Source organism: Mycobacterium sp. (assembly GCF_004298145.1).
GTDB lineage: Bacteria > Actinomycetota > Actinomycetes > Mycobacteriales > Mycobacteriaceae > Mycobacterium.
The window spans coordinates 41,115-54,453 of the sequence record NZ_SCRH01000006.1 but is presented as its reverse complement, the minus strand read 5'-3'; the positions used below and the strand labels follow the sequence as shown (position 1 = coordinate 54,453).

General features: G+C 70.4%; 13 protein-coding genes. 4 read left to right on the top strand and 9 right to left on the bottom strand.

Annotation, left to right across the window (positions count from 1 at the left end; genetic code table 11):
- Positions 1–3 precede the first annotated feature (3 nt).
- From EPN51_RS02200 to EPN51_RS02185, 4 genes are all read right to left on the bottom strand, one after another.
- Positions 4–285 (bottom strand): DUF1490 family protein, encoded by a 282-nt coding sequence (locus EPN51_RS02200; protein WP_293035627.1) that lies wholly within the window; start codon positions 283–285, stop codon positions 4–6.
- A 95-nt stretch (positions 286–380) separates the two neighbouring features.
- A complete protein-coding gene (locus tag EPN51_RS02195; protein ID WP_293035624.1) occupies positions 381–2,021 on the bottom strand; it encodes a PPE family protein in 1,641 nt (546 codons plus the stop codon).
- A gap of 192 nt (positions 2,022–2,213) precedes the next feature.
- A complete protein-coding gene (locus tag EPN51_RS02190; RefSeq protein WP_293035621.1) occupies positions 2,214–2,954 on the bottom strand; it encodes a TIGR03089 family protein in 741 nt (246 codons plus the stop codon).
- Positions 2,942–4,414 (bottom strand): LCP family protein, encoded by a 1,473-nt coding sequence (locus EPN51_RS02185; RefSeq protein WP_293035618.1) that lies wholly within the window; start codon positions 4,412–4,414, stop codon positions 2,942–2,944. The genes EPN51_RS02190 and EPN51_RS02185 overlap by 13 nt, the downstream gene beginning before the upstream one ends.
- 108 nt (positions 4,415–4,522) lie before the next feature.
- Between EPN51_RS02185 and rfbD the strand changes: the two genes are divergently transcribed.
- Genes rfbD through EPN51_RS02170 form a run of 3 tightly spaced genes read left to right on the top strand, consistent with a single transcriptional unit; the run spans position 4,523 to position 7,398 of the window.
- On the top strand, positions 4,523–5,437 hold the full coding sequence (rfbD, locus tag EPN51_RS02180) for a dTDP-4-dehydrorhamnose reductase (protein ID WP_293035615.1): 915 nt from the start codon (positions 4,523–4,525) through the stop codon (positions 5,435–5,437).
- On the top strand, positions 5,430–6,320 hold the full coding sequence (locus tag EPN51_RS02175; protein WP_293035613.1) for a glycosyltransferase family 2 protein: 891 nt from the start codon (positions 5,430–5,432) through the stop codon (positions 6,318–6,320). The genes rfbD and EPN51_RS02175 overlap by 8 nt, the downstream gene beginning before the upstream one ends.
- 1 nt (position 6,321) lies before the next feature.
- Positions 6,322–7,398 (top strand): NDP-sugar synthase, encoded by a 1,077-nt coding sequence (locus EPN51_RS02170; RefSeq protein ID WP_293035611.1) that lies wholly within the window; start codon positions 6,322–6,324, stop codon positions 7,396–7,398.
- Positions 7,399–7,471: 73 nt separating this feature from the next.
- On the opposite strand, the gene EPN51_RS02165 is transcribed toward EPN51_RS02170, so the two are convergent.
- From EPN51_RS02165 to cofD, 4 genes are all read right to left on the bottom strand, one after another.
- Positions 7,472–8,014: an NUDIX domain-containing protein gene (locus tag EPN51_RS02165; RefSeq protein ID WP_293035609.1), complete on the bottom strand. Its 543-nt coding sequence runs from the start codon at positions 8,012–8,014 to the stop codon at positions 7,472–7,474.
- On the bottom strand, positions 8,011–9,603 hold the full coding sequence (locus EPN51_RS02160; protein ID WP_293035607.1) for a class I SAM-dependent methyltransferase: 1,593 nt from the start codon (positions 9,601–9,603) through the stop codon (positions 8,011–8,013). The genes EPN51_RS02165 and EPN51_RS02160 overlap by 4 nt, the downstream gene beginning before the upstream one ends.
- A 22-nt stretch (positions 9,604–9,625) precedes the next feature.
- Positions 9,626–10,984: a coenzyme F420-0:L-glutamate ligase gene (locus EPN51_RS02155; RefSeq protein ID WP_293035605.1), complete on the bottom strand. Its 1,359-nt coding sequence runs from the start codon at positions 10,982–10,984 to the stop codon at positions 9,626–9,628.
- Positions 10,985–11,074: 90 nt separating this feature from the next.
- Entirely contained in the window at positions 11,075–12,076 is a 1,002-nt protein-coding gene (gene cofD / locus EPN51_RS02150) for a 2-phospho-L-lactate transferase (RefSeq protein WP_293035603.1), read from the bottom strand.
- A gap of 389 nt (positions 12,077–12,465) precedes the next feature.
- On the opposite strand from cofD, the gene EPN51_RS02145 reads away from it, so the two are divergent.
- Positions 12,466–12,804: a WhiB family transcriptional regulator gene (locus tag EPN51_RS02145; protein ID WP_366509366.1), complete on the top strand. Its 339-nt coding sequence runs from the start codon at positions 12,466–12,468 to the stop codon at positions 12,802–12,804.
- 17 nt (positions 12,805–12,821) lie between these two features.
- Here EPN51_RS02145 and EPN51_RS02140 read toward each other — a convergent pair whose 3' ends face one another.
- On the bottom strand, positions 12,822–13,244 hold the full coding sequence (locus tag EPN51_RS02140) for a metallopeptidase family protein (RefSeq protein ID WP_293035784.1): 423 nt from the start codon (positions 13,242–13,244) through the stop codon (positions 12,822–12,824).
- Positions 13,245–13,339 lie beyond the last annotated feature (95 nt).

Below are 13,339 nucleotides of genomic sequence, written 5' to 3'. Positions count from 1 at the left end.
CGATCAGTGCTCGTGGTCGTGGGTGTCGGCGATCGACGGCGTGGGCGCCTCCTCGCCGATACGCTCGCGGGCCTCGGCCATCACGTCGGCGAGGCGCAGGCGCGCCGACTCGGCGGCCTCCTCGGCCTTGCGGGTGCCGCGCAGCCCGAGCTCGGCGGCCGACACCGCGGTCTCGTGCAGCGGCGCCTTGGCCACGGCCTTGCGCACCACCTCGTAGGCGGTCACTCCGACCAGCCCGGTGACGACCGTCCCTGCCGCCTTCGCCAAGAGCCCGTACACCGCCATTGCCCGCAACCTTCCTCGTCGTCTCAGCGTTTAGCCCATGTCGGCTCGACGTTAACATCGAAATATTGCGATATCAATATGTATTGTTTGGGGCATCAGCCGTCTTCTGCCGCCCAGGTGTTGGGCAGCATCGGCATCCTCGGCCCGCCGCCGAACTCGTCGCCGGCAAGCGAGGTCAGCCCGGTCGGCTGGGCACTGCCTTTCGACACCGTCCCGGCAAACCCCATGATGCCCGCGTCGCGCTCCGATGCCACCGTCGACGTGACCGGCGGCGTGGCCCAGTCCGGATCGACCTCGACGTCCATATCCATGAATTCGTCGCCGTGCGCCTCCTGCTTCGCGCGTCGGCGCCGCCGCGCCCGCTCCCGTTCCCGCGCCCGCTCCCGTTCCCGTTCCCGCGAGGTCGCCCCCGATAGGGCCGCGGCGCTATCCGGCTGCGCCGCCTTGCTTTTGGCGCTGGAGGCGGCGCCGGCGGTGGCCCCCTCACCCGCGCCGATACCGGGAGGCGCCACCGCGTACGGAGGCGGAAAGCCCGCCGCCGCGGCGCTCGGTGGTGCCGGCGCCACCGAACCGGCGACGGTGCTCGCCGGGGGCGCGGCGGGGGCCGGGGCCGCGCCGGGGGTGACGGCCGGCGCGGCCGCAGCGGGAGCCATCGCGGCAAGTGGAAGCGCGGCGGGCGCGGCCACCGCGGGCGCCGGCACCGGCGCGACGGCCGGTCCACCCACGCCGACCACCCCGGTCGCCTGAGCCAGCCCCGCGAAGCCGCCCACAGCGCCGACGGGGGCGGCCGCAACCGGAAGGAACGGGGAAAACACGCTGTAGCCGATGGACGCGAAATCGTCGGGGCTCAGGACCAGCAAGAACGGATTATTCAGGGCACCAATCGGATCCGCCAGGAATTTGTTGATGATGTTCGCCACGAACCCCACCGGATTCTGCGCGAATTCAAAGAAGTGGTCGCCGCCGAATCCGAAATAGAGATCCGACAGCAGCGGGAACTGCCCCACGAAGGACTCGATGGTCTGCTGGCTGTAGCCGATCGGGTCCTGCATGAAGGCCGCGATGCTGAAGTTCTGGATCGTGTTCGCCAACGCCGACTGCAGGTCGGTCAGGTTCAGCGTGGACGCGTCCTGGGCGAGCTGCTCGGCGGTGTGGATGGCGCTGGTCACGGAGTTGAGCCATGTCGACACCGGGTTCAGCACCACCGGCGCCGGGGTTTGCGGCGTCCCGGATATTGCAGCCACCGCCGTCTCGGAGATCACCTGGTAGGTGCTCATCGTGAGGGCGGCCTGGATCCACATCCGCACGTAGTCGGCCTCGTTGAGCGCGATCGGGATGGTGTTGAGCCCGAAGAAATTGGTCGCCACCAACACGCCGTGGACGAGGTGGTTGGCGGCCAGCTCGGCCAGGGTCGGCATGGCCGCCAGCGCGGCGACGTAGGCCGCGGCCGCGGTCTCGTGCTGGGCGGCCGCTGCGGTGCTGTCGGCGCTGGCCTGCGTCAACCACGCCAGATATGGCCCGTGCGCGGCCACATACGAGTCCGCACTCGGCCCCTGCCATGCCCCGGCCTGCACGCCGGCCAACACCGCGGCGAGTTCCCCGGCGACCGTTGCGTATTCGGCGCCCAACGTGTTCCACGCCCCCGCCGCCGCCAGCAACGACGCCGGCCCGGGCCCGCTGCTCAGTAACGTCGAATGCACCTCTGGCGGTGCCGCGATCCAGACGGGGGTCGTCATGAGCCGCGGCCATCCAGACACGGCGCCCCCGCCGCGTCACCGACCGCGTAATTGGCGCCGGCCCGAGTCCCAAGCGTGCCGGCGTCGCAGTCATCCAAGCTCTGCCCCCCGGCTCGACACTCAGCTAACCCCTGAAAATTAGCATTGGTTTACCTAACCTGTCGAGGTCGCGGAAGTGCGCTACCAGGTACGTCAGGCTGGGTCGGGGAGGACCCGGGTGACCTTTTCCGTCTCGATCCTGCGCTGCAGCGCCGCCGGGTCGGGATTGGCGACCTGCACCAGCGACGCCCCGGCGGTCAGGATCGAGAGCAGGCCGTCCACCAAATCGTCCGGCCGCGTCCACGACGCGCTGGACAGGACCCGGTCGCCGGATGTCAAATCCCTTGCCGCGGAAGATCTTTCGCAATCCAACAGGATCTCCTCGACGGATCGCCCGCCCAGCGCCGGGCCCGGACGCGGTTCGGGAACGATCTGGTCGCCGTGCACCCGCACCGCGGTCGCGTAGTCGGTCACGCCGATCGGCAGGTCGGGTGCCGGACGGCCGAACGGATCCAGCGACAGCACCGCGACCTCGCCCCCCGCGACCGCGTCGTCCGCCTCGTCGAGGCGCTCGGCCGTGCACAGTGCTATGTCCGACGCCACGTCGCCCGGGCCCGTCAGCACCGCCTCGGCGCCGATCCACCACACCCCGAACAACACCGCCGCCGTCTGCCAGTGCGCGGGCAGCAGGATCGCGACCCGGCTGGCCGGCCCGGCCCCGAGTTCGTCGCGCAACAGGTTGCCCGTCTTGGCGGCCCAGTTCGCCAGCGTCACCCCCGACAATTCGATGCGCTCGCCGGTGGCGTCGTCGTAATACGTGATCCGCGGGCCGACCGGGTCGGCCCGCAGCAGGGGATCGAGGATGGCCCCGCTGAGCGTGCTCAGTTGATGCACTCGGGCTTGTCGGAACCGGCGGTCAGGATCGGCGACGGCGCCGGAACGTCGGGGTTGGCGGCCACCGCGCCGGCCGTGGACACCCGGGCGGGCATGATCGACTCGGTGCCGGAAAGCCCCGAGCCCGGACCGCTGTAGTCGTTGGCCAACACCACGCGCACCGCCCCCGGCGCCAGCGAGGTGTCGGCGACCACCGGCAACCCACCCAATTCCTTGGAGACCTCCTTCGCCCCCAGGTCATCGCTCTTGGCGGCGCGAACCTGGCTGGCCTTGACGTGCCCGCCATCGTTGTTGCCCACCATACCCGTGGCAAAGCCCTTGGCGCTCAAGACGTCTGACACCGCCGCGGCCAGCCCGTTGATATCGGTGTCGTTGACGACACTGGCGGTCGTCTTCGCCGGCGTGTAGGCGATCTCCTCGGTCTTGCCCTCTTCCTGTTCGTGCAGCAGGCCAGCGACCCAGTCGGCCACCTGGTGCGGGTCCAACCGCACCACGCTCTGCATGCCGTCGTCGCTCCAGCCGGCGCCGTCGAGCACCGGGATGGTGGCGAAGGCGACGTTGCCGCCGGCCAGCTTCTGCATCTGTTGCACGAAATCCATCACGTCCCACCCGGCGGAGATCACCACCGAACGCTGCACGGCGGCTTCCAGGCGCTTCACCGTGGTGGGGCTGGACAACGTCCGGCCGGAGATGACCCGGTGGGCCAGCGAGGCCATCACCACCTGCTGGCGCACCACCCGGTCCAGGTCGCCGCGCGGCAGTTCGTGGCGCTGGCGCACGAAGCTGAGCGCCTCCGCGCCGCTGAGCCGCTGCGGGCCCGCCGGGAAGTCGGCGCCCGAAAGCGGTTCGAACACCGGCTCTTTGAGGCAGACGTCGACGCCGCCGAGCGCGTCGGTGATCAGCGAGAAGCCGAGCAGGCCGATCTCGGCGTAGTGATCGACGGTGACGCCGGTGAGATCGGCGACGGTCTTGATCAGCGCCTCGCGACCGGCCTCGGTGCCCTGGGCGGCCGCGTCCGCCGCGGCGTCCCCGGCCCTGACCAGGCCGGCGCGCTTGGCTTCCCGGGTCTGGCCGTAGACGCCGTTGATCTTGGTCTTGCCCAGGCCCGGCGCGGCGACGTAGGAGTCGCGTGGGATCGAGATCGCGGTCGCCGATTTCCCGTTGTTGGGGATCCGGATCAGGATGATCGTGTCGGTGTTGGTGGCTTCCTCGTCGCCGGCCCGCAGCGCGTCCAGTTCCTCTTGGGACAGCGGGTTGCCGTGCGCGTCGGTGCGGCTGTCCAGGCCGACCAGCAGGATGTCGATCGCGCCGTCGTCGCCGCCCTTGCCCAGCGAGGCCGCCGACATGTGAAAGATGCCGTCTTCGAAGGACCGGACATTGCTCCACGCGATCCCGGTGCCGACGACGACTGCGAGCGTCAGCACGGTGGCAATCACACGAACCACACGTTGCACAGGCATCCCATTACATTACTTGCGACACATGCGCTTCTCGGGTAGCCAACGGCGGCGTGGCCCGCGCTGCCCCGCGATTTCTTGGAGCATTTCGGACCATGCCAAACTCGAACCATGTCGGGCAGGATCGTGATCGCCGGTGCCGGTGGGCAGCTGGGCGGCTATTTGAGCTCGCTGGCGACAACTCAGGGCCGTGACGTCCTGCCGCTGACGTCGTCGCAGTTCGACATCACCGACCCCGCGGCCGCCGAGCGGATCGTGCAGCGCGGTGACGTGGTGATCAACTGCGCGGCATACACAGATGTCGATGGCGCCGAGACCGACGAGGCGCGCGCCTTCGCCGTCAACGAAGCCGGTCCCGGGCACATCGCGCGGGCGTGCGCGCGGGTCGGCGCCCAGTTGATCCACGTGTCGACCGACTACGTCTTCAACGGAGACTTCGGCGGCGCGGCGCCGCGGCCCTACGAGCCCAGCGATCGGACCGCGCCCCAGGGTGTGTACGCCCGCAGCAAGGCCGCGGGGGAGCAGGCCGTCCTGGCGGCGCTGCCCGAGGCGTCGGAAGGCATAGTGGTCCGCACCGCCTGGGTCTACACCGGCGGCACCGGCAAGGACTTCGTCGCCGTCATGCGCCGGCTGGCCGCCGGGGATGGCCCGGTGGATGTGGTCGACGACCAGACCGGCTCCCCGACCTACGTCGGCGACCTGGCCGCAGCGCTGCTGCAGATCGTCGACGATCGCGTGCCCGGCCCGATCCTGCACGCCGCCAACGAGGGCGCGGTTTCGCGATTCGACCAGGCCCGCGCCGTCTTCGAGGAATGCGGCGCCGACGCGGCGCGGGTGCGGCCGGTCAGCACCGACCACTTTCCCCGGCCGGCGCCGCGTCCCACCTACTCCGCGCTGTCCGGTGGTCAGTCCGCGGCGGCCGGGCTGCGCCCGCTGCGGCCCTGGCGCCCCGCGCTTGTCGCGGCACTGGCGGCCTCTGGAGACGGTGCCGCGGCCGATCGACCGTTACCCTCGACGCGTGACTGACGTCCTGCCGGTCGTGACGGTGACCTACTCACCGGGTCCGCACCTGGAGCGCTTTTTGGCCTCGCTGTCGCTGGCCACGGAGCGGGAGGTGTGCGTGCTGCTGGCCGACAACGGCTCCACCGACGGCACCCCGCAGGCGGCGGTCGATCGTTACCCCAACGTGCGGCTGTTTCACACCGGAGCCAACCTCGGCTACGGGACCGCGGTGAATCGCGCCGTCACGCGGCTCGACCGCGAGGACGACTGGGTGATCGTGGCCAACCCCGACGTGCAGTGGGGCCCGGGCAGCATCGACGCCCTGCTGGACGCCGCGTCGCGCTGGCCGCACGCCGGTGCCCTGGGCCCGCTGGTCCGCGACCCCGACGGGTCCGTGTACCCGTCGGCGCGCCACCTGCCGAGCCTGATCCGCGGCGGCATGCACGCGGTGGTCGGGCCGTTCTGGAAGACCAACCCGTGGTCGGCGGCGTACCGCCAGGAGCGGCTGGAGCCCAGCGAGCGGCCGGTGGGCTGGCTGTCGGGGTCGTGCCTGCTGGTGCGCCGGTCGGCGTTCGGCCAGATCGGCGGGTTCGATGAGCGCTACTTCATGTACATGGAGGACGTCGACCTCGGCGACCGGCTCGGCAAGGCCGGCTGGCTTTCCATCTACGTGCCGTCGGCGGAGGTCCTGCACCACAAGGGCCACTCCACCGGCGGGGACCCGGCCAGCCACCTGGCCGCCCACCACAAGAGCACGTATATGTTTCTGGCCGACCGGCACGCCGGGTGGTTGCGTGCGCCGCTGCGCTGGGTGCTGCGCGCCTCGTTGGCGGTACGTTCCCGCCTGATGGTGCGCAACGCGGTCCGCGCATCCGCCCGGCGGAAACCGGCAGAAGGGCGACACTGAGGTGGGAACTCCGCAAGTCGACGTCGTGATCCTGGTCGGCGGCAAGGGCACCCGGCTGCGGCCGCTGACGCTGTCGGCGCCCAAGCCCATGCTGCCCACCGCGGGACTGCCGTTCCTCACCCATCTGCTGTCGCGGGTCGCCGCCGCGGGCATTGAGCACGTCATCTTGAGCACGTCGTACCGGGCCGCCGTCTTCGAGGCGGAGTTCGGTGACGGCTCCAAGCTGGGCCTGCAGATCGAATACGTCACCGAGGAGCGGCCGCTGGGCACCGGCGGCGGCATCGCCAATGTCGCCGACCATCTGCGGCACGACACCGTGATGGTGTTCAACGGCGACGTGCTCTCCGGCGCCGACCTGCACCAGATGCTCGACTTCCACTCCGCCCAGGAGTCCGACGTCACCCTGCACCTGGTCCGGGTGGGCGACCCGCGGGCGTTCGGCTGTGTGACCACCGAGGAGGGCCGCGTCACCGCCTTCCTGGAGAAGACCCCGGATCCCCCGACCGACCAGATCAACGCCGGCTGCTATGTGTTCTCGCGCGCCATGATCGACCGGATTCCGCGCGGCCGTGCGGTTTCGGTGGAACGCGAAGTGTTCCCCGCGCTGCTCTCCGATCCGGGCGTCAAGGTGTGCGGCTACGTCGACGCCAGCTACTGGCGCGACATGGGCACCCCGGAGGACTTCGTCCGGGGGTCGGCGGATCTGGTGCGCGGCATCGCGCCGTCGCCTGCCCTGCACGGCCACCGCGGCGAGCAGTTGGTGCACGACGGTGCCGCGGTGTCGCCGGGCGCGGTGCTGATCGGCGGCACCGTGGTGGGGCGGGGCGCGGAGATCGGGCCCGGCGTCCGGTTGGACGGCGCGGTGATCTTCGACGGCGCCAAGGTCGAGGCCGGCAGCGTGATCGAGCGCTCGATCATCGGATTCGGTGCGCGCATCGGTCCGCGGGCCCTGATCCGCGACGGGGTGATCGGCGACGGCGCCGACATCGGCGCGCGGTGCGAACTGCTGCGCGGCGCCCGGGTGTGGCCCGGTGTCTCGATTCCCGACGGCGGGATCCGCTACTCGAGCGACGTGTAGGCGCGGTACGCCGGCATTCCCGCCGCCGAGCCTGACGCCACAGTCACGCTCGACGCCGAACGTGACACCACAGTCACGCTCGGCGGGCCCGGGCCCGCGAAACCAGATACGCCAGAGCGTGATCGCTGCCGGCCGGCAACGCGTCGGCGGGCCACCATCGCAGGTCCTCGGACTCGTCGCTGATCGCGATCTGGGCGCCGGCCGGCGCGTGCGCCACGAACTGCAAATCCAGATGGCGGGTCGGCACCCCCAGCGAGCAGACCACCGGGTGCACGTGCACCGCGGCCAACTCGGGTTCGATGCGCAGCCCGTCGACCCCGGACTCCTCGGTGGCCTCACGCAACGCCGCCGCGACGATGTCGGCGTCGTCGTCGTCGCAGTGCCCGCCCAGCTGCACCCAGCGCCCCAGCCGGCGATGCAACGTCAGCAGCACCTGGCCGCCGGTGTGATCGAGCACCAGCGCCGAGGCGGTGACGTGGCCCGGCACGCACTCGCGGCGGCACGCGTCGGCGCGGGCGTGCACGAAGGCCAAGACGGCGTGCCGCAACGAATCCTGGGCCGCATCGGGGGGCTCCCAGGTGGATAGGATCGCGATCGCCGACTCGCGCAGGCTCACCGCGAGCCCCGCCGTTTCCTGCGATCGGCCAGCGACACCCACGCCGCGCGGCAGTCCGCCACCGCCGCGGCCGGCAGGCCCAGCCGCTCGATCAGCACGCGGCGGTCGACGAGGTCGAGCGCCTTCTCGATCTCGTCGGCCTTCAACAGCAGGTCGACATCGCAGGCGAGTTCGGGGTCGGCGTGCTCCGGCGGGGGAAGGGGCAGCTGCTCGGCTTCGCGGGGCTCCAGCTCCAGCACGCCCCCGCCGTAGCTGCGGCCCATGATCTCGGTGAAGGCGAACGTCACGCTGTTGTGGAACACCGCGGCCAGCGCAGCCGGGTCGACCCGGGCATCGGAGCGGGTGGCGAGACGCACCCGATGCACGGTATCGGTGCTCGTCGCTGCGGCGGCGTTGACGGTCAACCGCGGCGCCCGGTGAATCTGGCGCAGCAGGAACAACTCTGGCACCCACAGCGACGGCGTGCTCCACCAGGGCTTGCGGAGCGAGCACTTATAACCACGGTGCACGCCGGCCGCCTCCCCGGCGCGGATGTGGGCGATCAGTGCGGGATCGGCCGGCTCACGCGGCGCGTTGAGCAGCCAGCTGCGGTGTCCGGCGGCGACATCGCTTGCCCGGCAATCGGCGTCGTACACCAGCCCGGACAGCTGGGCGCTGCGCGAGACGAGCGGGACGCAGTGTTGGCGCAGCCCCAGCTCCCGGGCCTGGGCGTCGGTCAGGGTGAAAAAGGCGTTGCGCCCGGTCACGATGCCCACATCCACCTCGGCTAGAGACCCGAGCGGGGTCAACGCCTCGGAGCCCCTGAGCGCCCGCAGCAGCCGGATCGCGGCGGGGTCCAGAAAGTACTTCGTCCACTTCTCGTTTTCGTGCAGCAGCGCGGGCGCCCATTCGACGTCCAGGTCGGCGTCGGCCAGCGCACCGGCGTCGAGCAGGTGCACGGTGCGGATGCGGGCGGGACCGGGGCCGACGACGCCGCAGAACAACACGACCTCTTGCAGGATGCCGTCGAACACCAGGCGCTCGAAGGTCAGCAGCGTGATGTCGCGGAATCGGCGCAGCAGAAAGTCGCGCAGCTGTGCGGCGTAGGTGACCTGCAGCAGCTCGGCCGGAAGCACCAGCCCCACCCGCCCGCCGTCGCGCACCAACACGGTGCTCGCCACGACGAACGGCACCCAGGCGTTGGTCAGCCTGGTCGGGCGCAGGCCCGCGCGCCGCATGAGTTCCAGCGCCGGGTCGCGCTGCTGCGCTGCCCAGTTGCCGAACCGGATGTAGGGCGGGTTGCCGGCGACCCCGTCCCAGCCGCCGGCGTCGGTGCCGGTGAGCCAGGTGAACAGGCTCTCGGCGTCGACGGGAGCGAACCGCCGGGCCTTGGCCGCCTCGCGCGCGATCAGCTCGACCCCGTGCACCCGGTCGCTGAGCCCGGCCAACTCGCGCAGGATCGCACCGTCGCCGCAGGACGGTTCGACGATCTTCGGGCCGGCCTCGCGAACCCAGTGGGCCAGGAACTTCGCCACCGGTGCGGGGGTGTAGTAGCCGCCGCGGGCCTTGTCGGCCGAGGCCGCCGCCTTGCCCGTGAACTTCATGGGCATCAGTATCTCGGAAAACTCCGGCTTACCTGCGGATCAGTAGATCCCCGGCGTCCGCGGCGTCGCGCGGGCCGGCGGGGTCGGCGGCATAGCCGATGGCGATGGCGCCCAACGGCTCCCAATCGGCGGGCAGCTCGAGCTCGGCGCGCACCAGGTCGGCGGCGAAAATCGTCGAGCCGATCCAGCAGCTGCCCAGCTCGCGCACCGCCAATGCGACCAGCAGCGCCTGCACGGCCGCGCCGACCGCCACGGTGAACATGGTGTGCTCGGCGTCGGCGCGGGCGGCATCGGGATAGGAGTGGGCGCCGTCCGGAACCAGCATCGGGATGACGACTTCGGGCGCGTCGTAGAGGATCTGGCCACGCGCCACCCGGCGGTCGATGGAGTCGGCGGGCCGGCCGTCGCCGGCGAGGTCGGCGCGCCACTTGTCCTTCAGCCGGTCCAGCAGCCGGGTCCGGGTGGCCGGGGTCTGCAGCCAGACGAACCGCACTGGGCGGGTGTGGTGGGGCGCCGGCGCGGTCAGGGCCTCGGCGACGGCCGCCTCCACCAGATCCGCGGGCACCGGCTCGTTGGTGAACCGGCGCACCGATCGCCGCAGCAGCTGCGCCTGGCGACGGCCCATGTCGATGGCCTCGGCGGTGCCGAGCCAGAACAGGTCTTCGGTGCCGGGCCGCACCAATTGCCGCGCCGTCGAGCCGTCGTCGGTCAGCGACAGGCCGCGCACCACCGCCGCCGGCATCGCGGTCAACTTGCCCTTGACCAGATCGGTGGCCGCGGCGATCTCGTCGGCGATCGCGACCTCGGTGACCAGCAACTCGTTGCCGTGTTGGTCGATGGCCCCCGAATAGCCGTGCAGCACAGCCAGACCCGCGGCGCCCACGGCCGCGTCGGTCTGGCCGTTGCGCCAGGCGCGGCCCATGGTGTCGGTGATGACCACGGCGACCTCGACGCCGAGTCGCTCGCGCAGCCCGGCGCGCAGCGTCGCGGCGCTGCCGTCCGGGTCGACGGGCAGCAACGCCAGCTCGTCGCGGCCGACGTTGGATCCGTCCACGCCCGCGGCGGCCTGCACCAGGCCGATCCGGTTCTCGGTGATCAAGGTCCGGCCTTTGCGGGCCAGCACGCGAACGGCTTCGTCGTCGACCAGCTTGCGCCGCAGGCGATCGCGCTCCTCGGGATCCCGGGGCGCCGGCACCAGCCGGCCCTCGCATTTGGACACCGCCTTGCTGGTGACCACCACGACGTCGCCGTCGCGCAGCCACGGTGCGGCCGCAGCGATGGCCGCGCCCAGATCGTCACCGGGCCGGAATTCGGGCAGCCCGGCGACGGGCAGGATCTCGATCGCGGCGGCGGTGCCGTGTTCGCGGGGTGAAGGGGGCTGAGTCATGGCGCCGCTCCGCATCGCTTCGCTCCGCATCGTCGCCGGCGGGTCATGGCGCCGCTCCCCATCGCCTCGCTCTGCATCGTCGCCGGCGGGTCATCGCGCCACCCCCGCAAGCTCCAGCCCGGCCCTGACCATCTCGGCCGTCGCCTCGGGGTCGGTCATCACCAGCGGCACCGAGCGCACCGCCACTCCCTCGATCTCGGTCCCATCGCCCTCGCTCACCAGCCAGCAGTCCAGGATGCCGGTGCCCCGCCGCGCGCCGTAGTGGCGCCCGACGGCCTCGGCGGTGGACTCGACCCCGATCACGGACAGGCAGGTATCGGCCATGCCGCGCAACGGCTTTCCACCGATGATCGGCGAGTAGCCGACGACCGGGGCCTTCGCCGCCCGCAGCGCGCCGCGGATACCGGGGACGGCCAGGATGGCGCCGACGCTGACGACCGGATTCGATGGGGCCAGCAGGATGACGTCGGCGTCCGCGATGGCCGCTGTGGCTTCAGTTGTGGCGGCCGCCTTTTCGGCGCCGACGAAAGCGAAGCTGTGGGTGGGCACCTGCGCCCGGTAGCGCACCCACCACTCCTGGAAGTGGATGGCCCGCCGGCTGCCGTCGTCGGGATCGGTTATCACCACGTGTGTCTCGCAGCGGTCATCGGTGACGGGCAGCAGCCGCGCGCCCGGTTGCCAGCGGTCGCACAGCGCCGTGGTGATCTGTGACAGCGGGTAGCCGGCGTTCAGCATTTGGGTGCGCACCAGGTGGGTGCCCAGGTCACGGTCACCGAGTCCGAACCAATCCGGCTGCACCCCGTAGCGTGCCAATTCCTCTTTGGCGTGCCAGGTTTCGTCGCGGTGCCCCCACCCTCGCTCCGGGTCGACACCTCCACCTAAGGTGTACATGCAGGTGTCCAAATCGGGGCAGATTCGCAGTCCGTGGATCCAGGCGTCATCGCCAATGTTGACGATCGCCGTCAGCTCGTGACTGCCGGCTTCGGTGTCTGGGCGCCGTTGCGTATGAAATTGACCCAGCCCGAACAACTGTTGAACCCCCAGCAGGAAGCGGGCGCCGCCAACCCCACCGACCAGAATGGTGACCTTCACTTGAGCCTCACACAGCACGACAGTACTGCCCGCCGACAGCGCCGTGGCGGGCCCGTCGGCGCCGCCTCAAAGTTGAGGTTCCCCACCACTTGTGGGGAAGTTGTGGGCTATGTGATCGACACGCCGACGGCCCAAAACAACAGAAACGCCGAAATTCGATCACGAGATGGTATGGAAATGCGCCGTAATGCTTGACCCGGTAGATCAACCCGTGTCTAATCACAACAGTGTCATTTCCCGGTTGGCCGGCCGACTCCGGTGTCGCAGACCGAGATTCGATCACTTGTTCGAATTGTCTGTACATCAGAACAGTGGGAAACCAAACACTCTCTCTCAATCAAGCTGAGGAGGCGGACGACCGTATGTCTTACGAAACTTTTCGAAGCGCCATGGCGAGCACGCCGCACACCGATATCGACCCGGCGTCAACCCGCCCCGTCCGGCCGCACCTGACCGTGGTTCCTGATGCGCCAGTCGCATTCGAGCCCGAGCCGTTGCCGGCGCCCGTCGCCGACCAATGGCAGGACCGAGCGCTGTGCGCCCAAACCGACCCCGAAGCCTTTTTCCCGGAAAAGGGTGGTTCCACCCGCGAGGCCAAGAAGATCTGCCTGGGCTGCGAGGTGCGCCATGAGTGCCTCGAGTACGCCCTCGAGCATGACGAGCGCTTCGGCATCTGGGGCGGTCTCTCCGAACGCGAGCGCCGCCGCCTCAAGCGCGGCATAATCTGAAAGGCGCCGCACTGTAGTTATTCGTCGTCGATCGTCGGATCGATGACAGACGGCTCAACGTCGAGATAGATGGCGACCTGGGCCACCAGGATTTCGTGCAGCAAGTCGCCGAGTTCGTCGGTGTCCTTGGCCCGTCGCTCAATTGGCTTGCGGAACAAAACAATTCGTGCCCGCGTGGAGTTGCCGCGGACGTCGACACCGGCCGGGATCAAACGGGCCAGGGGAATCGGACCGTCGGCGATCACCTCGGGTGGCCACTGCACACTGTCGGGATCTTTGGCCGCGATGCGCGGGATTTCGTCGACCGCCACGTCGAGGTCGGTCAGCCGGTCCTGCCAGTTCCGCTCGATGGGTTCGTAGGCCTCCAGCACCGCCATGTCGAACCGCTCGGCGCGGCTGCGCCACCCCGGAACGCTGGGCGGCAGCAGGGGGCCGCGCATCTCGCGGCCCCTGCGGAAGAGTCGATGGGTGGCCGGGCGGCGCGGAGCCGATCCGTCCGATAACCGCTCTCTTCGCGGGGAGTTGCGCGAATCGC

Bases quoted from the DNA above. Each gene is read 5' to 3' on its own strand.
- EPN51_RS02200 (WP_293035627.1), bottom strand. From the start codon at position 285: ATGGCGGTGTACGGGCTCTTGGCGAAGGCGGCAGGGACGGTCGTCACC.
- EPN51_RS02195 (WP_293035624.1), bottom strand. From the start codon at position 2,021: ATGACGACCCCCGTCTGGATCGCGGCACCGCCAGAGGTGCATTCGACG.
- EPN51_RS02185 (WP_293035618.1), bottom strand. From the start codon at position 4,414: ATGCCTGTGCAACGTGTGGTTCGTGTGATTGCCACCGTGCTGACGCTC.
- rfbD (WP_293035615.1), top strand. From the start codon at position 4,523: ATGTCGGGCAGGATCGTGATCGCCGGTGCCGGTGGGCAGCTGGGCGGC.
- EPN51_RS02160 (WP_293035607.1), bottom strand. From the start codon at position 9,603: ATGCCCATGAAGTTCACGGGCAAGGCGGCGGCCTCGGCCGACAAGGCC.
- EPN51_RS02155 (WP_293035605.1), bottom strand. From the start codon at position 10,984: ATGACTCAGCCCCCTTCACCCCGCGAACACGGCACCGCCGCCGCGATC.
- EPN51_RS02145 (WP_366509366.1), top strand. From the start codon at position 12,466: ATGGCGAGCACGCCGCACACCGATATCGACCCGGCGTCAACCCGCCCC.
- EPN51_RS02140 (WP_293035784.1), bottom strand. From the start codon at position 13,244: ATGCGCGGCCCCCTGCTGCCGCCCAGCGTTCCGGGGTGGCGCAGCCGC.